The organism is Streptomyces sp. NPDC057617 (genome assembly GCF_042800555.1).
Taxonomy (GTDB): domain Bacteria; phylum Actinomycetota; class Actinomycetes; order Streptomycetales; family Streptomycetaceae; genus Streptomyces.
The window spans coordinates 25,032-45,084 of the sequence record NZ_JBHVGV010000022.1; the positions used below are offsets into that span (position 1 = coordinate 25,032).

General features: G+C 70.0%; 10 protein-coding genes. 4 read left to right on the plus strand and 6 right to left on the minus strand.

Features of this window, described 5'->3' with window-relative positions; translation table 11 throughout:
* Positions 1-5 precede the first annotated feature (5 nt).
* Positions 6-2,267: an MMPL family transporter gene (locus ACFU9P_RS33885; protein WP_384088472.1), complete on the minus strand. Its 2,262-nt coding sequence runs from the start codon at positions 2,265-2,267 to the stop codon at positions 6-8.
* Between the two features lie 308 nt (positions 2,268-2,575).
* Positions 2,576-3,412: an undecaprenyl-diphosphate phosphatase gene (locus ACFU9P_RS33890; protein WP_384088475.1), complete on the minus strand. Its 837-nt coding sequence runs from the start codon at positions 3,410-3,412 to the stop codon at positions 2,576-2,578.
* Between the two features lie 310 nt (positions 3,413-3,722).
* Between ACFU9P_RS33890 and ACFU9P_RS33895 the strand changes: the two genes are divergently transcribed.
* A complete protein-coding gene (locus tag ACFU9P_RS33895) occupies positions 3,723-4,109 on the plus strand; it encodes a BlaI/MecI/CopY family transcriptional regulator (protein ID WP_384088478.1) in 387 nt (128 codons plus the stop codon).
* 16 nt (positions 4,110-4,125) lie between these two features.
* Positions 4,126-5,058, plus strand: coding sequence for a M56 family metallopeptidase (locus tag ACFU9P_RS33900; RefSeq protein ID WP_384088481.1), 933 nt, complete (start codon positions 4,126-4,128; stop codon positions 5,056-5,058).
* Between the two features lie 197 nt (positions 5,059-5,255).
* On the opposite strand, the gene ACFU9P_RS33905 is transcribed toward ACFU9P_RS33900, so the two are convergent.
* Positions 5,256-6,488 carry a serine hydrolase domain-containing protein gene (locus ACFU9P_RS33905; protein ID WP_384088484.1) on the minus strand — a complete coding sequence of 411 codons (1,233 nt, stop codon included), beginning with the start codon at positions 6,486-6,488 and terminating at the stop codon, positions 5,256-5,258.
* A 1,182-nt stretch (positions 6,489-7,670) separates the two neighbouring features.
* Between ACFU9P_RS33905 and ACFU9P_RS33910 the strand changes: the two genes are divergently transcribed.
* Positions 7,671-9,677 carry a hypothetical protein gene (locus tag ACFU9P_RS33910; protein ID WP_384088487.1) on the plus strand — a complete coding sequence of 669 codons (2,007 nt, stop codon included), beginning with the start codon at positions 7,671-7,673 and terminating at the stop codon, positions 9,675-9,677.
* Positions 9,678-9,753: 76 nt separating this feature from the next.
* On the opposite strand, the gene ACFU9P_RS33915 is transcribed toward ACFU9P_RS33910, so the two are convergent.
* Positions 9,754-14,352, minus strand: a complete 4,599-nt coding sequence (locus ACFU9P_RS33915) for a DUF1524 domain-containing protein (RefSeq protein ID WP_384088490.1) — start codon at positions 14,350-14,352, stop codon at positions 9,754-9,756.
* Positions 14,353-14,638: 286 nt separating this feature from the next.
* The gene (locus ACFU9P_RS33920; protein WP_376385624.1) at positions 14,639-15,097 is read right to left on the minus strand and encodes a peptidoglycan-binding protein; all 459 of its coding nucleotides are present in this window, start codon (positions 15,095-15,097) and stop codon (positions 14,639-14,641) included.
* A 173-nt stretch (positions 15,098-15,270) separates the two neighbouring features.
* On the opposite strand from ACFU9P_RS33920, the gene ACFU9P_RS33925 reads away from it, so the two are divergent.
* Complete coding sequence (locus ACFU9P_RS33925; RefSeq protein WP_384088494.1) at positions 15,271-19,029, plus strand: helix-turn-helix domain-containing protein; 3,759 nt, start codon at positions 15,271-15,273, stop codon at positions 19,027-19,029.
* Positions 19,030-19,450: 421 nt separating this feature from the next.
* On the opposite strand, the gene ACFU9P_RS33930 is transcribed toward ACFU9P_RS33925, so the two are convergent.
* Entirely contained in the window at positions 19,451-19,756 is a 306-nt protein-coding gene (locus tag ACFU9P_RS33930) for a hypothetical protein (protein ID WP_384088497.1), read from the minus strand.
* Positions 19,757-20,053: the final 297 nt, after the last annotated feature.

Sequence of the window (20,053 nt, forward strand, 5' to 3'; positions counted from 1 at the left end):
TGCTCTCAGACGTGAACCGCTTCGCGGCCCTGCTCGTCCAGGTGTCCCGGAAGGGCCTGGCCGGGCTGTCCCTGGCCCAGCGCTTCACCCTCCACATCCACGTTGGGCACGATCTTGCCCAGCCGGCGCGGCATCCACCACGCCTTGTCGCCCAGGAGGGCCAGGGCGGCGGGGACAATGGTCATGCGGACGACAAACGCGTCGAAGGCAACGGCGGAGGACAGCCCCACACCCATCATCTTGACCAAGGATTCTCCGGATCCGATGAATCCGGCGAAGACGGCGATCATGATGACGGCCGCCGCGACGACGACGCGTGCGCTGTGCCGGAATCCGGTGACGATGGCCTGACCGGTGCTTTCGCCGTGGATGTACGCCTCACGCATCCGGGTGACGAGGAAGACCTCGTAGTCCATGGCGAGTCCGAAGACCACGCCGATCAGGAAAATCGGCATCATGCTCATCACGGGACCGGTCTGTTCGACACCGACGAGACCGGCCAGCCAGCCCCACTGGAAGATCGCGACGATCACTCCGAAGGACGCGGCCACGGAGAGCAGGAAGCCCAGAGCGGCCTTGAGCGGTACGAGGACGGATCGGAAGACGATCATCAGGAGCAGGAAGGCCAGGCTCACCACCACCGCCAGATACGGCACCAGGGCGTCGGTGAGTTTCTGCGACACATCGATGTTGACCGCGGTGGTGCCGGTGACGAGCATGGTCGCCCCGGTGCCGGCCTTGAGGCCGGCCCTCTCCTCACGGAGGGTGTGAACGAGATCCTTGGTCCCTTCTTCGCTGGGGCCGGTGGAGGGTGTGGCACTGATGATCGCGGTGTCGCCGGACTTGTTGAACATGGCGGGCGACACGGAGACGACACCGTCGGTCGCGGCCAGCTTCTTGGCGACCTCCTCCGCCGCCGCCTTCGGGTCCTGCGCGCCCTTCGCGTCGACGACCACGGTCAGGGGACCGTTGAAGCCGGGCCCGAAGCCTTCCGCCAAGGCGTCGTAGGCACGGCGCTGGGTGGTCGACGTGGGCTGTGCCTCATCACCGGGCAGGCCCAGTCGCAGGTCGAGGGTCGGCACCGCGAGTATCCCCAGACCCACGATGCTCAGCAGAAGTACCGGCAGGGGCCGGCCCACCACAAAACGGGCCCAGCGAGTGCCCATATTGGGCTTGGCCACGGGAGCCGGCTCCGTACCCCGGGGTGGCCGCGGGCCCGACGCTCCGGCGCCGTGCCCGACGCCGCCCTGTCGAGCTTTGCGGACCTTGCGGGGAAGGACGGCCTTCGGCGCGAAGCCCAGGACCGCGGGCACCAAGGTCACCGCGATGAGGACGGCGATGACCACCGTCGCGGCCGCGGCCAGGCCCATCTTCGTGAGCGTGGGAACGCCGACCACGGACAGTCCGGCGAGCGCGATGACCACGGTGAGACCCGCGAACACCACGGCGGAGCCGGCCGTTCCCGCGGCGCGGGCCGCCGCCTCCGCGGGACTGTGGCCCGCGTCTCGTTCGGCGCTGTAGCGCGAGACGATGAACAAGGCGTAGTCGATGCCGACCGCCAGCCCCAGCATCAGGGCGAGGGTGGTGGTCGTCGTAGAGAGGCCCACGGCGACGATCCCGGCCACACCGACGCCGATGCTCAGCAGCGCCGTGAGCAGCGGCAGACCCGCCGCTGCGAGCGACCCGAAGGTGATGACCAGTACCACCGCGGCGATGGCCACGCCGATGATCTCGGTGGTCCCGCCGAACTCGGGCGCGACACCCAGCGCGGAACCACCGATCTCGACGGTCAGACCCGCCTCGCGGGCGTCGTCGGCCGCGTCCGTGAGCGTCTTCTTCGTGGCGTCGGTGAGATCTTCGGCCTTCTCGCCGTACGAAATGCTGGAATACGCCGTCGAGCTGTCCTCGCTCACCGCGTGAGCGTCGAACGGATTGAGGGCGGTCGCGACCTGCCCGCCTTCGGCCACCGCGGTGACGGCCGCGTCGATGGCTTCTTTGTACCGCGTCGCGGTGATCTGCTGGCCGTCCGGGGCGACGAAGACGAGGCGGGCGTCCGCGCCCTCGGAGTTGCCCGAGGGGAAGCGCTGGTTCAACAGGTCGAATGCCTTCTGCGACTCCGTGCCCGGCATCGCGAACCCGTCGTCGGGCGCCGCGGGGGCCTTGACCGCGGCGAAGACGGTGGCAGCGAGGATCGCGACCCACATCAAGGCCACCCATCGCCGTTTCCGGAACGCCAGATGACCCAGTCGGTAGAGGAAGGTAGCCACGAAAGAAGCTCTCCTGTCAGTAATCGAGACGACAGGGGCGATGCCCCGTTGGGGCTGACCCGCCGGCATTACGGCCGGCCCCTGCCAATGTCCCGATTGTTCGCCTCCCGACCGCTCATCGTCGTCGTCCGCCGACACGCTCTGCGCCGTACTGCGGCGGCAGTAGGAAGTCGCGGCAGGCGTGGTCCGCAGGTAGGAAAAGCCCAGGTAGGAGAGTTGATCCCGCCCCGCCGCGGCACGTCATGGCGCGGCGATGCCCGCGGTGCAGTGATGGACGCCGGGCGGGGATACATGCAGGGCGGTGGCTGTCAGGCGTGCAGGGCGCCCGTTCCCAGCAGGCCGAACAGGAGGACGCCGATGATGATCCGGTAGAGGACGAAGGCGTTGAAGGAATGCTTGGCGACGAACTTGAGCAGCCATGCGATCGAGGCGTAGGCGACCGCGAAGGACACGGCGGTGCCGACGATCAGTGGGAGGGTGTCCACTCCGGTACCGAGGGCGTCCTTCAGTTCGTACAGGCCGGCGCCGGTCAGTGCCGGGATGCCGAGGAAGAAGGACAGGCGGGTGGCGGCGACACGTTCGAGGTCGAGGATGAGGCCGGTGGACATGGTGGCGCCCGAGCGGGAGAAGCCGGGGAAGAGCAGGGCGAGGATCTGTGAGGAGCCGACGAGCATGGCGTCCTTGAGGGAGGTGTCGTCCTCGCCGCGCTTGTGGCGGCCCATCTGGTCGGCCGCCCACATCAGGCCGCTCCCGACGATCAGCGACGCGGCCACTACCCACAGCGATGCCAGCGGGCCGTCGATCAGAGGTTTGGCCGCGAGTCCGACGACCACGATCGGGATGGTGGCGTAGATGACCCACCAGGCGAACTTGTAGTCGTGGTGGTGCCGCTCCTCACGGTTGGCCAGCCCCCGTCCCCAGGCTGTCACGATCCGCACGATGTCTTTGAAGAAGTACAGCAGTACGGCCGCGATCGCCCCGACCTGGATCACCGCGGTGAACGCGACCACAGCCTTGTCGTCCACCGGGATACCCATCAGCCCTTCGGTGATTTTCAGATGTCCGGTGGAGGAGACCGGCAGGAACTCCGTCACCCCCTCCACGACACCCAGGACGACGGCCTGTCCCACACTGATCGCGCTCACGTGCTTTCACCTTCGGTTGGTTGGACGGCGCCGGCCTTCCGGCGGCGGACAGGGAGAGGGACATCCCGAGCGGCTCGGGCCGCCGGGACATCGGTGGCACCGTGGCCTCCGCCGTGCCCCGCGTCATCCGGAGGCTTCGACGGCCCACTGCTGCCCTGCTGCCGCGCCCACCGTGCGTGAGGCATCCTGTCGGCACAGGCCGGCGCGGCGGCAGAGCCGGGAGTCGTGGAACACTTGAGGGACACAGTATCTTCTATTCGCGAATAGAAGATACTGGTGACTGTAGACGACGTGTGGAGGGAGGTCGACCGTGGGCGCTCACGAACGGCTCCCCGGGCCCGGCGGCAGACGGCGGGCGAACGGCGCCCTGGAGGCCGAGATCCTGGCCCTGCTGCACACCGCCGACCAGGCGCTCACCCCGGGCGAGGTGGTCGAACGTCTGGCCGCCCCCCTCGGCCACACCACGGTGGCCACCACCCTGGCCCGCCTCCACACCCGCGGTGTGCTGGAGCGCACCCCGCGGGGACGCGGCTACGCCTACACCCCCGTCACGGACGAGCCGGGACTGACCGCCAAACACATGCATCAGGTCATGGAAGGCGGAAGCGACCGCGCGTCGGTCCTGACCCGCTTCGTCGGCGAACTGTCCGACGACGACGAGGATCTGCTGCGCCGCCTGCTGGGCACCGAGGAGTAGAGAGCCGCCTTCAGCCATGCATCTGGCCGTCTACCTGCCGCTCCTCTTCCCCGCCCTGGCGGGCCTGAGCGCCGGCCCGCTGGCCCGTCGGCTGGAGCCGCGCCTCGCGACCTGGCTGCTGACCGCCGCCGGCCTGGTCCTCGCCGCTTCCAGCACCGCGGTGCTGGGCCTGCTCGCGTTGGCCGGCCTGGTCCGTATCCCGCTCGTCGCCGCCCTCAAGGGCTATTCGCCAGAGGTGATCGACCGTCAGGACCCGGCCGCATGGCCGGCCGCCCTGGCGGGCGCCGTTCTGCTCGCTCTCGCCGTCCTCGCTGCCGTCCGCATGGCCGCACGCCGGGCCGGAGCCCTGTGGTCCGCAGCCCTGGAAGCCGCCTGTCTGCCCGGCCCCGGCCCCGTTGTCGTCATCGACGACCCCGGCGCCGACGCCTACGCCATGCCGGGCCTGCCCGGCCGCATCGTCATTTCCCACGGCATGCTCGACGCTCTCGATGCCGCCGGACACGAGATCCTCCTCGTCCATGAACGCGCTCACCTCGACCACCACCACTACGCGTTCGTCTCCCTCGCGCAGCTCTCCGCCGCCGCCAACCCCCTGCTGCGCCCCCTGGCCGACACCGTTGCCTACACCGTCGAACGCTGGGCCGACGAGCACGCCGCGCACCACACCGGCGACCGTCGCGCGGTCGCCGAAACCGTCGCGCGGGCCGCTGTCGCCGCCAAACGCGGCCGGGGCGGACGCCACCTCCCCGCCGCCGCGCTCGGTGTGCTGGGCCGCCGTACCGCCCCGGGCCTCGTGCCCCGCCGCGTCGCCGCCCTCCTCGCGCCCCCGCCGCAGAGCCCGCCTCTGCTGCTTGTGGCTGCCGCGGCGCTGCTGGCGGCCAGCAGCCTCTGCGCCCTGGAAGCCGCTCGTGACCTCCACCAGTTCCTGGAACTCGCACACCTCCGCTGAGGCCACGCGGGTTCACACGCACGATGCGTCTGGGATACCGGGCACACCCGTCCAACGGGAGAACGGACAGGGACGCGGGCCACTACTGGACAACGCCCGCCGCTACTCGACGCACACCGTCGTGATCGAGTGCACGGCGATGCACGGTGCCGTACGGGTGACCGTCGCCGACGACGGACCCGGAATCCCCCGGCAGCTCAGCCGCCCGATCCCCCGCCGACCGGGGCCCCGGTGATGGCCTGCATCTCCTGCCCGATCATCTCTTGCAAAGGCACGCCGTTGCGATTGCTGAGGATGACACCGACCCAGCCGGTGTACGGGTAGATGTCCCAGTTGGCGCCGACACCGGGGTTGCCACCGGCGCGCTGGTAGATCCACTGGCCGTTGGCGATGGAGACCGGAATCCCGTACGCCCCGAACGACGCCGGTCCATGGGGGATCTTGGCAGCGGTGAGCACGTCGGCCCAGGGCCGGTCCAGCACCGTGCCGTCGCCCAGCGCGTGCGCGAACCGAACCAGATCCGGTGCGGTGGCGAAGCCGCCGTCCCCGGGGGCATCGATGAAGGCGCGGCCCGGATTTTTGCCGAGTACGTTCGGGTCCGGGCTGCTCTTGTCCAGGTTGCGGACGGCGTCCACCACGCTGCCGTCGGCCAGCTCCATGTACGGGTGCGCGATGTGCTCGTCGGTGAGCCACTGCCGCCTGGTGTAGAACCCCGAGCCGGTCATGCCGCAGCGCCCGAAGACGTTCTCCTGCACGTAGTCCCAGTACGTCTTGCCGGTCACGGCCTCCACGATCAGCGCGGAAATGGTGACCCCCGCCTCCTCATGGGTGGTGCCAGGGACGCCCGGGACGCCCACCAGTTTCGCCTGCCGGGCCCGCTGCTCGTAGTACTCGTGCACCTCATCCCGGCTCTGGAAGACGCGTTGCACGTCCTCCTCCGGGCTGTCCAGCCCGGAGGTGCCGGACAACACGTGGTGGATGGTCACCCGCTCGGCGATCTCCTTGGCGAAGCCCTTCAGATGGGTGCCCACCGTGTCCGACAGCTTCACCTTGCCCTGCTGCGCCAACTGCAGGACGGCCACCGCGCCGAACGGCTTGCCCGCCGAACTGAGGCTGAACGCGACGCCCTCGTGGTTGGCGATCCCCCTCTCCTTGTCGGCCATGCCGTAGCTGCGGGACAGCACCGTCCGGCCCCGGTGCGACAACAGCACCACGCCGGAGAACTTGCCCTCGGCGGCCAGCTTCGCCACATACCGGTCGTAGGCCCCGCCAGGCCGGGTGTCCGGCGGGACCGGGTCGGTTGGGGCCTGCGCGGCGTGGCCGGGCTGGGCGCCCACCAGCGACGCGCCTGCCACCACGCCGGCGGCCGCCACCCCGCCCCACCCGAGCAGCCCCCGCCGGTCGATACCGCGTACGGAATCCGAGCCCATGATCACAGTCCTTTCCCGATGGACGAACTGACCGTTGACGCACTGTGGTCCATGGCTCCACTCAAGACGGGAGACCGTTGCCGTGGCGTATGCGATTTTCGATACGTCCGCGACACACGTTCCGGGAAGATCATCGGTCGTCGTACCGAGGCCGGCCCGGCGCGAACGACCCGCGCCGAACGTCAACGGGACGACGTGCCCGCTGCGGTGGAGGCTGTCGGCGGGCACCTCATAGCCTGGGCCGACGAACCAGACACCCGATGAATCTGTGCCTGTGGGCAGTTCAGGTGGCGCTGTAAGCGCCCGGTGACGACCGCATAATCAACACCCTTGCTGGAACAAAGCGTTGATGCTGCACGCTTGCGCAGGCCCTTGACGGAAGGGGCAGGCAGCCCGACTATCACCAAACATTGGATGTAAGCGCACGGTCCAGGCCTTCAGCCCGCCGAAGGCACGTCACACACCAACCCTCCGGTCACTCGGAATCACCTCATCTCCGTACATGGGAAGGACCCACCCGTGTCACCACAAGGTTCGTTCACGCGGAGGCTGTTGCGCCGCGTAGGCCCGATCGCGGCAGCCCTCGGTCTGATTCTGACGGCACCCGTAGTTCAATCCGTCGCTGCCGCGCCCTCCGTGACGCTCTACGCGTCGCCGTCCGGGGCGGGTTCGACCTGTTCCTCCTCGGCCCCGTGTTCCCTGTCCGGTGCCCAGGACGCAGTTCGAACCCATCTCGCAGAGGGTTCGGCGGACGTCACCGTACTGCTGGCCGACGGTGTGTACCGCTTGTCGAGGACCTGGTCCCTCGGCCCGGCGGACTCGGGCACGCCGGGCCACCCGGTGGTGTGGAGGTCCGCGCCAGGGGCTCATCCGGTGATCTCGGGGGCCTCACAGGTCACCGGTTGGACGCAGCGCGGATCGAGCGGTGTGTGGTCCGCTCCGGTACCCAGCACCAGCAACAGCCGTCAGCTGTACATCGACGGCCATAAGGCCCCGGTAGCACAGGCGACCCCGGCGAGCCTGGGATTCCGGGGCTCGTGGACCGGTACGTCGACGGGCTACACGATCTCCGGCGACCAGGCGGCGATGGCGTGGTTCGGTTCGCTGACCGCAAGCCAGGTGGCGGGAGTCGAGTTCGCCTTCCCCGGTGGCAACGGACCGTGGACCGAGTCGAGGTGCCGCGTGGCAAGCTTCTCCGCGGCGGCCGGAACGCTGAGGATGAGCCAGCCGTGCTGGACCAATGTGACCGCCCGGGCGTCCTACGCCCAAGCCAGCGGCGGCCTGCCGTCCATGTCGCCCCACACGATGCCCGCGCGCGTCGAGAACGCGCAGACCCTGCTCGGTTCCGGGCAGTGGTTCCTGGACGGCGCCGGCGGCACGCTGTACTACAAGCCTTCCCCGGGCCAGCAGATGTCCGCCCTCGACGTGGAACTGCCGCGCCTCGAAACCCTGGTCCAGGGCGCCGGTACTCTCGCCGCGCCCATCCATGACATCACCTTCAGCGGTCTTCAGTTCTCGTTCGCGACCTGGAACGCTCCCTCCGCCGGCTCCGGGTTCGCCGACGTGCAGAGCAATCTGCGGATGACCGGCGCGAACAACCAGGGCATGTGCACGTTCTCCAACCCCGCGGGAAGCTGCCCCTGGGGATCGCTGACCCAGCCCCTGGCGAACGTCTCGTTCACCGGTTCCAAGAACATCACGCTCACCGGCAACCGCTTCACCGGACTCGGCGGAGCCGGACTGGGCGTGATGTACGGAGCGGCCAACACCCTTATTCAGGGCAACGAGTTCACCGACATCGCCTCCACCGCGATCCTCCTCGGCTGCACCTACGACCCGCTGCCGACCAACCCGGCCGACGCCGCGGGGATCAAGCAGAACTGCACCCCCAACGGAGCAAATGAAACCGCCGCGATCGGCACCAACGAAATCCTGACCGGTACCACCGTGGCGGACAACGTCATCCATCACATCGGTACCGACTACTCCTCGGCCAGTGGCATCACCCTGCTGTTCTCGCAGCACACGACCATCACCCGGAACAACCTGTACGACCTGCCCTACACCGGCATCACAGCCGGAGTCATCCAGGGCCACGTCAACCAGGCGAGCACCCCGCAGAACACCACGAACATCAACAGCTCGAACACCATCAGCAACAACATCCTCCATGACTACCTGTCCGTCCGCAGTGACGGCGGCGCCGTCTACGTCGAGGGACACCAGGCGCAGTACGTGTACCAGGCGGACGGGACGACGATCGACCCGGTGCGGACTCTGGCCAAGGGCCTTCAGGTCACCGGCAACATCGCCTACAACGGCCCCACGACCAACTTCACCTACTACAACGACGCCGGCTCGGAATGGATCAACTGGCAGGGGAACATCGCCTTCCGCGCCGGTGACAAAGCACACGGCGGCTGCAGCCCGACGGGCCACTTCTGGATCACCGGCAACTACTTCTCCGCCGGCATCCAGTCGTACCCGTGCGCCCAGCCGGTCGACACTCACGCGAGTGGGAACACGACCATCCCGGCAACCCCCAAGCCGGCCGATCTTCCCAGCGCCCTGCTGCGCGCCGCGGGCACGGGCTCCGGCTCCTTCACGCCGGTCCTCTCCGTCCCCGCGAGAATCTTCTACGTGTCGCCCACGGCCGACGCGACGGAGGTCCTCGTCGCCGGCGAGGGCTTCGGCCCGGCAACGCCGGTCTACATCGGCACCACCCCGGTCGCCAATGTGACCCGCCTGTCCAGCGGATTCATGATCGTCCCGATTCCGGCCGGCACCTCGGCCGGGCAGATCTCCGTCACTCCGCAGGTCCCTGGATCCATCCGGCTCAACGACGACGACAGCACAATCACCTACAACGGATTCGCGTACGCGGGCGGCCGCTCATACGGCGACTACCAGAACGATGTCCACTACGCGACGGCGAACGGGTCGACCGCGTCGCTCACCTTCACCGGCACCAAAGTCACGGTGTACGGCGAGCAGAACACCGACCAGGGAAACATCGGCATCAGCATCGACGGCGGACCGCAGCAGGTCGTCAGCACACTTCCGAGCGACGGCGTACGGCATGCGAACGTCGCGGTGTACACGTCCGGTCCGCTCTCCTCGGGCAGACACACCATCGTGGTGACCAAGCTGTCCGGTCAGTACAGCACCCTCGACGGATTCACTGTGTGAAGGCGAGCGAACCGGTTGTGACCTCTACAAGGCCGGCCGCCCGAGGAGCGTGTGCTCGGGCGGCCGGCCGCCTGGTTCAGCAGCGGGTGCTGAGTATCTCGGCGAGGGTGTCGTACTCGGGGTCGGTGACCGACAGATGGTAGATGTGCTTGGTGTGGATCCACGATCGGGCGTAGGTGCACCAGTGCGAGAGCGCGGGCAGCCAGACGTTCGGCGGCCGCTCCCCCTTGGAGGAGTTGCTGCTCACCGAGACCGACAGGAGCTGTGAGTGCTCCTGGTCATTGGCGAAGGTCCGCCGCTGCTCGGGTGTCCAGCGGCTGGCGCCCGACGTCCAGGCCTCCTTGAGCGAGACAACGTGGTCGATGGTCAGTGTCGTTGGACTGGTGTGCGCGGTGCCGTCGTACGGACTGGACCACTGGCCTGCTGTCACGGGACAACCGGTTGCCGGGGTGAGGCCCGTACCGTCCCTCCGCAGCACCGCGTGCCGTACCTCGCAGGGGCCCTCGGTGGTGAGCCAGTGCTGGAACAGGCTGCGTTGATAGCCCGAGGACGAGCCGGGCTGATTGCCCCTCAGGTCCTGGAGCTCGGCGGCAGCGACCTCCTTGCTCGGCGGTACGGGCATCCCCTGCCCGTCCATCCGGGCACGCAGCGTGTTGACGAAGGCGTCGGCGTAGTTCCGCGCGCCCGCGACGGTCGGATGGAAGGACTGGGACGAGGCACTCGCGCCGGGATCCTCTCCCTCGGTCTTGCGGAGAATGATCCGGTGAATGGTCTCGTTGAACGAGCACACGTTCTCCAGCTCGAATTCGTCACGCGGGTCGGAGTACGAGACCGGAATGCCGGTGTTCGAGAGAGCCACCGCGTGTTCGTGCAGGACGTCGTTGAGCAGGTCGCTCATATCGTTGAGGAAGTCCAGCTCCAGTTCGTTCAGCCCGGTCAGGATCATGCAGTCGGCGTTCCGCGTATACGGGTCCATGGCGCGCGGCGGGGCCAGCCGGGGGTATCCGGACAGGACGATTCTGGCGTTGGGCGCCTGCTGGCGGATGTTCCGCAGGACCGTCGCGATGGACTCCTTGACCTTTCCGTTGATGAGCATCGGCAGGATCTGTCCGAGGTCCCCCGCGACCGGTTCGCCCAGCCAGGGTTCGGTCACCTGCTGGTACTGGCAGAAGTCCAGCGGATTCGGTGTCTCGATGGTGCACATCCTCATCACATCGGCGAAGTGTGCGTCATTGCCGCCGATATTGAGGGTGACCAGTGTGGTGTTGGCGTCGAGGAAGCCGCGGTCGAGCTGTGACAGCTCCCGGTGCTGGCCCCTGCCGCTCTCGCCGAAGGCATTGCTCACCCCGGCGGGCAGCAGATTCTCCGTCTGGGCTCCGGAACAGGCCAGCAGGTGGTAGTCCATCGACGGGTCCAGCCGGTCCACGCGGGCACCGACCGACTCCGAGGTGCCGGGCAGAACGGCCTGCCGGGACCAGGCGTGCCGGGAGCGGTGGCAGCCGTTCCGGTACGCCGCGCCGCCGGTGCCGCTGTCGTCGGTCTCCTGGTAGTAGTCGGTCGGCGCGTTCTGGGACGCGCCCTCCCCCGAGCTGTACGAGTCGCCGAGCGCGACGATCTGGCCGGCCGGCTTCTGCGCCAGGGGCTGGAAGGCCACCGCGTCGTAGGCGATGTCCTGGGTGCCGTCGCCGTCCGCGGTGACGGAGCTGAGAGACACCGAAGGGGTTCCGGCGAAGGGGAACGCCCCGAGGGACACCCACTCGTGACGCTGTGTCTTCTGGAGCACCACCCGTTTCTTGGTCTGGCCGTTGCCGAGGTGGACGTTGTACGCGGCCTGCTGGGTGTGTGCGCCGTGGTCGGGCATGTGCACCAGCACCCGGGCCCACTGGTTGAGCGGCTGGTTCAGGGTCCAGGTCCCGGTGACTCCCCAGCTCCGCGCCGCGCTGTCGGCGGCCTTCCGCGAATGGGTGAACCAGAAGTGGCCGCCGAATCCGCCGCCGATCTGATGGAAGTCGACCTTCGAGTGGTACAGCCCGTCGGAGTGCTGCGCGAACGACAGCGCGAAGGAACCCGAACTGGTCCAGGACCGGGCGCAGTTGTTCCGTACGACGGGCACCGTGTCCGGTACGTCGTCGATGAGCAGCGCGCCGGCGGGCAGACCTGTCGAGCATCTCGGCGCATAACGGGACCGCTGCTCGTCGGGATAGGCGCCGGCGGCGTCGGCGTCCGGCGGCTCCGGTGTGCCCGGCGAGGTGAGGACGTCGGCCTCATGACCGCAGCCTTCGCCGTTCTGCCCGCAGTTCTTCCACGAGACGGGCGCGTGCCACCAGCAGTGCGCGTCGGCCCGGGTGCACGGGTTGGGGCCCTGGCCGATGTTGTCGGGGTTGCAGCGGTTGCCGTCGGTGGGGTGCAGGGAGCAGAACGTCTCCAGCGGCGGCTTGGCCCCGGACCTCAGCTCCTCGGTGTTCCACCAGGCCTGTGCGTACCCCGCCTCGTAGTTGTCACCACCGGTCGTCTTGACGATCGGGTACGCGGCCCAGCCGATGACCTTCTCCGGGTACGGCCACCACTGCGGGTTGCGGGCGTCGTCGTACGCGTTGTGGTCGAGGAACGGCGCCCGGTCCGGCGGGTAGTCGGGCCTGGCCGGGTTGTTGGTCCACCCCAGACCGTAGTTGCCGTCCGCGTCGGTGCAGGTGGGGCTCGGTGTACAGCCCGAGGTGTTGCCCGTACTGGCCTGGGGGTTGATACCGCTGTTGTACGCCCACAGCGCGGCGAACCACGACTCGATACGGGCCGGATTGCCGCCGTTGACACGGAGATTCATCTGGTACGTCTGGTTCCACTTCTCCTGGAGGATCCGCAGACCGGCGGCGATGTTCGTGGCGTAGTCGACCCCCACCGCGAGCTGCTTCTCCGGAGCGAGCGGAGTCTCACCGGGCTTCTGCCGCCCGGCCAGCCGCATCCCGTCCGTCACCTGGGCGACGCCGTAGCCGCAGTCGGCCTCGCCCCAGGCGATGCCCCAGCCGTCCCCCACCCCGTAGTAGTTGCCGATCAGCGGATTGCCGGTCACCCCTTCGGCGACATGGAACGACGCCTGCCAGAGGTTCGACTCCTGAGCCAGCACACCGAGCAGGATCTGGGCGGGTACCCGTCCGCCGCCGGCCAGGTCCACCGGCGGGAACATCTGCTGCGGCGACCAGGAGGCGGGCATCCCCGACTGCTTCCAGTTCGCGGGCCGGGTCGTGGTGAGGGCCTTCTGCACCGCCAGGTCGGCGGCCCACTCCACCTGGCTCCAGTGCGGCTGGTACACCTGCACCCTGGAGTCGTTGCGCGCGATCGCGCAGGTACGGTCGTGGTCGACCGGATCGCTGGACGACTCGGCGGCGATACCGGCACCGGCGCGTCCCGCCGCACGGCCCGGGCCCGCGGTCGGCGCGACAGGACTGGGCGCGCTGCCCTGGGCGGCATACCGGCCGACACGCTCGGCGGCGCCGACCGCGAAGTCCACCGCCGCTCCGGTGGCCGTCACCTTGGCGCGCAGTACGGTGCCCTCCGCGGTGCCGGGCCCGGCACTCTCCTGTGCCGTACCGCGCCGCGCGGCCCCGGCAGCCGCCTTGGCCCCCGGCGCGGGCGCCTCATGGGTGAAGGAGAGCAGCCCCGCGGTGGACACCTCGGCCGCCGCCGGAACCTTCAGCCGTACGACCTGCTCCGGCAGGTCGCCCACCCTGCTCGGGGTCCCGGTGACGAACACGCGTCCGCCGCCGCCCGGCCGTACCTTGACCCCGGTCAGCGGCCCGCGAGCCAGCTCCCGTACCTCCGCCGGGCCGGACAGCCGCTTCACCACCGCCGACGAGCCATGGCGTTCGGTGAACACCACCCCGTTCTCGGCGTCGGGATGTATCCGGTACGGCACGCCCTTCGAGGACGCCAGGGTCCGTACGTCACCGGAGCGCCCCACCTCGACGAGCCGGGCACCCGACGCCGCCACGATCCCGTCCCTGCCCGGGACCGCGGACGTCACCTCACCGGCGACCTCGTGCGACCGGACGACCGTGCCGCGCGCGGAGTCCACCACATGCAGCCGGGTCCGGCCCCGGTCGACCACCGCGGACTGGGTCAGCACCGCGCTCTCACCGGCCCCGCACCCGGGGTTGTAGTACGCCAGCGACACCGTGACGCCGAGCTTCTTCACCGCGCCGGTCCTCAGGTCCACCACGGCGGCGAAGGCCCCGCGGTCGAAGAGATGGGCCCTGTTGGTGAAGTGACGGGGCGCGTAGACCACCACGGCCCGGTGGCCGGACGCGGTGACACACGCGTTGCCCACCCATGTGTCGCTCTCGATCCAGGGCTCGGACAGAGTCGCCGCCGTACGCCAGGTGTAGCCCGTCCGCGCCTCGGCCACCAGCAGATGGAAGCCGGTCGCGTCGCCGTCCGTGGTCCAGGCCAGATCGGAGGAGGTACGCCAGCCACGCGGCAGGGCCTTGTCGCGGAGGGCGGGCGAGACGGTCGACGGGTCGGTTCCGTCCTGCCCGGCGGTCGCGGGCCCGCGACCGGAGAGCCGTGGTGTGTCCGACGGGGGCGCGCCGGCCACGGCCGGGGGTGCGGACAGCAGACCGGCCCACAGCGCCGCGCACACCCCCCATATCAGTGTCAGAGTCAACTTCTTGGATTTCAGCACGTCGAAGCACCTTCTCAGCCGGAACGACAAAGGCCGGGAGCGGACAGCGACGGTGAACCGCGCTCCGTGAAGCCCGCCGGTGGGGTCACGGGACCGCGACCCCACCGGCGGGCTTCCCCCCGTGGTGAATGGCGCGCCCGACCAGCCGTGCGCGCACTGCTGGTCGGGCGGTGTTGGTGGTCGGACAGCACTCATGGCCGGACGGGCGCCGTGGTCAGACGGGCACCGTGGTCATATGGGCGGGCGCCGTGGTCATACGGGCACCGTCGTCAGACCGCGCTCATGGTCAGACGGGCGAGTGCTGGCACTTGTTCGTCATCGTGTTGGCCGGCCAGGTCCACACCGGGAACTGGATCCAGTTCTTGGTCTGCGGGCCGTAGCCCCCGTCCTCGGAGATCCCCGCGCCGAAGGCGTCGTTCGCCCATCTCTGGGTGTCCAGGACCGCGGCCCTGGTCTGCGGTCCGAAGTCCCTGTCGACGGAGATGTCGTAGCCGCGGCAGTAACGCAGCCCCCGCTGCAGTGTGGTGACCGCGTCACCGTAGTTGCCCTGCTGAAGCAGGCAGTTGACCGTCCCGGTCTGGTAACCCGCGCTGGGGACATGCACCACGAAATCGGTCGTGCCGGTGGCGTAGTAGGTGGTCCAGCTCGTGCAGGTGGGCGTCGCCGCCTGCGCGGGAGCCGCCGACACGGCGCTGGCTCCGGCGGCGAGTGCGAACGCCGCCAGGAGGGAGTTGAGTTTCCGCATGATGAGCCCTCTCGTCACTTGGTCATGACCGAGGGGCGCGGATTCGCCGCACACGGCGTTCACCCCCCGGCACCGCCAGCCACAGGTATAGTCACCGCCGGGTTGTCCAGCACGGGCGTGTCCTGCTGGACAAACAACGGCTTGTCGGTCGGGCTGGGTTCGGACGGTGGGGTGTGGGGCGTCCTGAGCGTGAGCTGGATCCTGAGGCGGGGCCGCTTCAGCGATTCGCATCGGAATTACGCCGGTTACGGGCGGCGGCGGGGCTGAGCTACCGCGAACTGTCCAAGCGCGCCCACTTCTCGGTCACCGCGCTCTCCGAGGCGGCGGGCGGCGAACGGCTGCCGACCCTCGCCGTCACCCTGGCCTACGCGGAAGCGTGCGGAGGCGAACGCGCCGACTGGGAGGAGCGCTGGCGGAGGCTGAGCGCCGAACTGGCCCCGGAGGCACCCGTTCCGGACCGGGGCACCGAGGACGCCCCGTACCTCGGGCTCGCCACCTTCGGTGTCGCGGACGAGGAGCGGTTCTTCGGCCGGGGGGCGCTGATCACCGAACTGCGCTCCAGGCTGGTGGAGTTGCCCCTCCTCGCGGTGTTCGGGGCGTCCGGCGCGGGCAAGTCCTCGCTGCTGCGGGCGGGCTTGCTGCCGGCGCTCCACAAGGAATCGGCCACGGGCGGCGGCACCTGGCGAACGGTCCTGCTCACTCCCGGCGACCACCCCGTGCAGGAACTCGCGATCCATCTCGCGAACCTGCTCCGCGTCCCGGCGAGCGTGCTGCACGACACCGTGCGCGACAGTCCGGAGAGCCTGCGGATCACGGTCCGTCAGATAGTCGCCGATCACCCGGGCCCCGCCCAAGTGCTGATCCTGGTCGACCAGTTCGAGGAGATCTTCACCCTCTGCCAGGACGCCGACGAGCGCCGCCGCTTCATCGAACTGCTGCTGGCCGTGACCGGCGAACCGGCCGTACGGGTCGTCCTTGGGATCCGCGCCGACTTCTACGCCCGGTGCGCCGAGCACGACGGACTCGTACAGGCCCTGGACGGCCACCAGTTGCTGATCGGACCCATGGACGCCGCGGATCTGCGGCAGGTCGTCACGGGCCCGGCCAGACAGGCCGGGATCAAGGTCGAACCCGAACTGGTCGAGACCGTGGTGGCGGAGGCGCAGAACCGGCCGGGCGCGCTGCCCCTGGTCTCGCACGCGCTCCTGGAGACCTGGCGGCGCCGCCGGGGCGCGGCACTCACCGCGGCGGCCTACCGCGCCGCCGGCGGTGTGCACGGCGCGATCGCGCAGAGCGCCGAGGCGGCGTACGGCGAACTGGACGCGGCGCAGCAGCGGATCGCGGAGGAGATGGTCCTGCGCCTGGTCGCGCCCGGCGACGGCACCGAGGCCACCCGCTGCCGCGCGCCGCTGGGCGAACTCCTCGGCGGCCCCGACAGCGCGGCGGTGTCGGCCGTACTCGACCGGCTGATCGCGGCGCGCCTGGTCACCTCCGACAGCCAGGGGGTGACCATCGCCCATGAGGCGGTGATACGGAAGTGGCCCCGGCTGCGCTCCTGGCTGGCCGAGAACGAGGAACTGCTGCGGGCGCAGCGGCGGTTGACGGTGGACGCGCGGGAGTGGGACCAGCACGGCCGGGACACCGGCTTCCTCTACCGCGGAGCGCGGCTGGCCTGGTGGGACGGCCGCGAAACCGCCCGGTTCAACACGACGGAGTCCGCGTTCCTGGAGGCCGCGCGCCGGGTGGAGGCCCAGGCGCGGGCCGGTGTCCGGCGGCGCACCCGGTTCACCCTCGCCGCCCTGGCCACCGGGGTCGTGGTGGTGAGCGCGCTGGCGGGGGTGGCACTGGCGCAGGCGGACCGCGCGTCGGCCGAGCGCGCCACGGCGACCTCCCGGCAGCTCGCCGCCGAGGCGAGGGCCCAGCTCCTGGCCGACCCCCGCCAGGCCCTGTCGATGGCCAGGCGTGCGTACCGGACCGCGCCGACCCGCGAGGCCGACGCCGTACTGCGGCAGGCCGTCGCCGACGACCGGCAGATCGCGGTGGTCCCCGGCGAGCGGGGCCGGGCGCTGGGGGTGGCGTTCAGCTCGGACGGGCACTGGCTGGCCGACACCAGCACCGACGGCACGGTACGGATCTGGCGCTGGTCCCGCGCCGGTGTCTCCGGGCACGAGCCGGCCGCGGTGCTCCGGGGCCATCGCAGCGAGGCGTGGAGCCCGGTCTTCAGCCCCGACGGACGGCGCCTCGCGACCGCCGGACTCGACGGCACCGTACGGGTGTGGGACGTCCGTGGCCGCGGGGTGCCGCTGGTGCTGCGCGGGCATCGCGGACCGGTGTGGAATGTGGCGTTCAGCCCGGACGGATCCCGGATCTCCAGCGCGGGCGACGACGGTACGGTACGGATCTGGGACGCGGGCGGCCGCGGCGCTCCCACCGTTCTGCGCGGGCATCAGGGGCCCGTCATCGGTGTGGCGTTCAGCCCGGACGGGCGGCAGGTCGCGAGCGGCGGCGAGGACAGCACCGTACGGCTGTGGAACACCTCGGGCCGGGGCGGCCCCCGGGTGCTGCGTGGCCATGAACAGGACGTGAAACGCCTGGCGTTCAGCCCCGACGGAACTCTGCTGGCCAGCGCCAGTGTGGACGGGACGGCCCGGATCTGGCCCACCGCCGGCGGTGGCGCACCGCTCGTACTCCGCGGCCACGACGGTACGGTGGAGGGTGTGGCGTTCAGTCCGGACGGCACCCGGCTGGTCACCGCCAGCGACGACGCGACGATGCGCGTCTGGAATACCTCGGCCGCCGCCGTACCGCTCGTGCTGAGGGGGCATCAGGGGACCGTCTGGTCGGCCCAGTTCAGTCCGGACGGACGCTGGCTCGCCAGCGCCAGCGAGGACGGCTCGGTCCGTGTATGGGATCCCAGAGGACCTGGCGACCCCGTCGTACTGCGCGGTCATGACGGACCGGTCTGGGCGGCGGCCGTCCTGTCGGGCGACACCTCCTCCGGGGCCCGCCCGGGCGGACCGCGGGTGGCCGGCGGCGGACAGGACGGCATGCTCAGGATCTGGCACACCGCCACCGGCACCCACCGAGTGCTGCGGGGTCATGAGGACGAGATAGTCGGCATGGCCGCGGCACCGGACGGACGCCGGGTGGCGAGCGCCGGCCTCGACGGCACCGTACGGGTCTGGGACACCACGCGCACCAGCCGTCCCGTGATCCTCCGGGGGTACGAGAGCGGCGCCTGGTCCGTTGCCTTCAGCCCCGACGGGCAGCGGATCGCGGGGGTCGACGGCGAAGGCGCGCTGCGGATCGAACCGGCTGCGGGCGGACCCTCCGAGCGGGTCCTCCGGGCGCCGCGCGGCCTCTTCCGTACCGTCGCGTTCAGCCCGGACGGGCGCGTGATCGCCGCGGGCGGCACCGACGCCGTCATCAGGATCTGGGACCTGGGGCGGGCCGGAGAACCGCGACTCCTGCGCAGCCACCAGGGCTTCGTCTGGTCCGTGGCCTTCAGCCCGGACGGCCGCAGGATCGCCTCCGCCGGGAGCGACGGCACCGTACGGATCTGGGATCTGGAACGGCCGGGCGATCCGGTGGTCCTCGACGGCCACCAGGGCTTCGCGTGGTTCGTGGTGTTCAGCCCGGACGGGCGGTGGATTGCCAGCGCGGGCAAGGACGGCACCGTACGGCTCTGGCCGTCCGGCACCGCCTCGGAACCGGTCACCTTCGGCGGGTTCGGCGCGTCGGTGGAGAGCGTCGCCTTCACCCCCGACAGCCGCCGGCTGGTCACCGCCCACGACGACGGTACGGTCCGGCTGTGGACCTGCGAGGTCTGCGGGCCAGCCGAACGAATCCTGGCACTCGCGGACGCACACCTCGCGGGCCCGGCGGGTCCGACCGGCCCGGCCAGACCGACCAGACCGGACTCCACGGAGTGAAGCCCGGACCTGCCAGGGAGCGCGCGCAGCTGTCCGGTGCGGCGGGTGCCTGGGGTGCCTGCGTGGCCTGCCTCGACGACCTCTCCACGCTGTTCTCCAGGCCAACACGAACGGCCGCACAACCCCGTACGAGTCCGAAGCACACCACGAACACGGATTGCTCACCGCGAGGCCGAAGCGGTGATCGCCGACCGATCCGGCGAGGTCGCCGCGCCTGGACGCGGTTTTCCCAGCGGACCGCGTTGATCCGGGCGGTCAGCACCGCACGCCGGGAGACGCGCGGAGGGACTCACGCCGGCTCGCGCGCATCGTCTGCGTACAAGCGCGTGAGACCTGTCCCGGACGGCCCGAGAGGGGGCCTTACCTTCCTGCCGGTGTCCGGCACGCCCTGGGGCGCGCCGGACACCGGGGAGTGCACGAGCTACGTCGTGACCGCTTCCCATTCCGCGCTGTAACGGCTGCTCAGCCGCAGCAGCTCCGCCGCTGTGGCATCCTCCGCCTCGCGTGCGCGGAGAAGGTCGCGGAGTTCGACGCCGCTGCGCCGCGATTCGATGACGTAACGGAGTACGTCATCATCCTCGACCCACATGGCGTACTCCGGCCACAGCAGGCCGAGAAAATCATGGAACTCTCCAAGGTCCTCCTTGGATTCATTCCACTTGTCGTGGTAGCTGTCGATGTCTTCCAGGCTCACCCGGCCGGAAAGCACATCAGAGACGAAGGTCACGGCCTGATCTTCCTTCCCTTGACCTTTGGCTTGTAGATGTGGCCACCAACGGGATCGGCGCGTGCTGCCGACCCGCCTTGATCATCCTGGACACCTGCGTGATACGCGCTACGGGACTTGACGGCAGCGACGCGCTGTTGCTTCGCGCCATCTGGGAGACCGGGAGGGAACGGGCAGGGGTGCCGTGGATGGTCCTGCGGTCGGTCGGCGCCATGCGTGTGCCTGTGGGCCACTCCCGCGTCCCATCCGGTCAAGCAGTCGCCGGGCACCTTGTCACCGCATCGAGTCGGCGTCAGG

Excerpts from the sequence above, each read along its gene's own strand:
- ACFU9P_RS33900 (WP_384088481.1), top strand. The coding sequence starts at position 4,126 with ATGCATCTGGCCGTCTACCTGCCGCTCCTCTTCCCCGCCCTGGCGGGC.
- ACFU9P_RS33905 (WP_384088484.1), bottom strand. The coding sequence starts at position 6,488 with ATGGGCTCGGATTCCGTACGCGGTATCGACCGGCGGGGGCTGCTCGGG.
- ACFU9P_RS33920 (WP_376385624.1), bottom strand. The coding sequence starts at position 15,097 with ATGCGGAAACTCAACTCCCTCCTGGCGGCGTTCGCACTCGCCGCCGGA.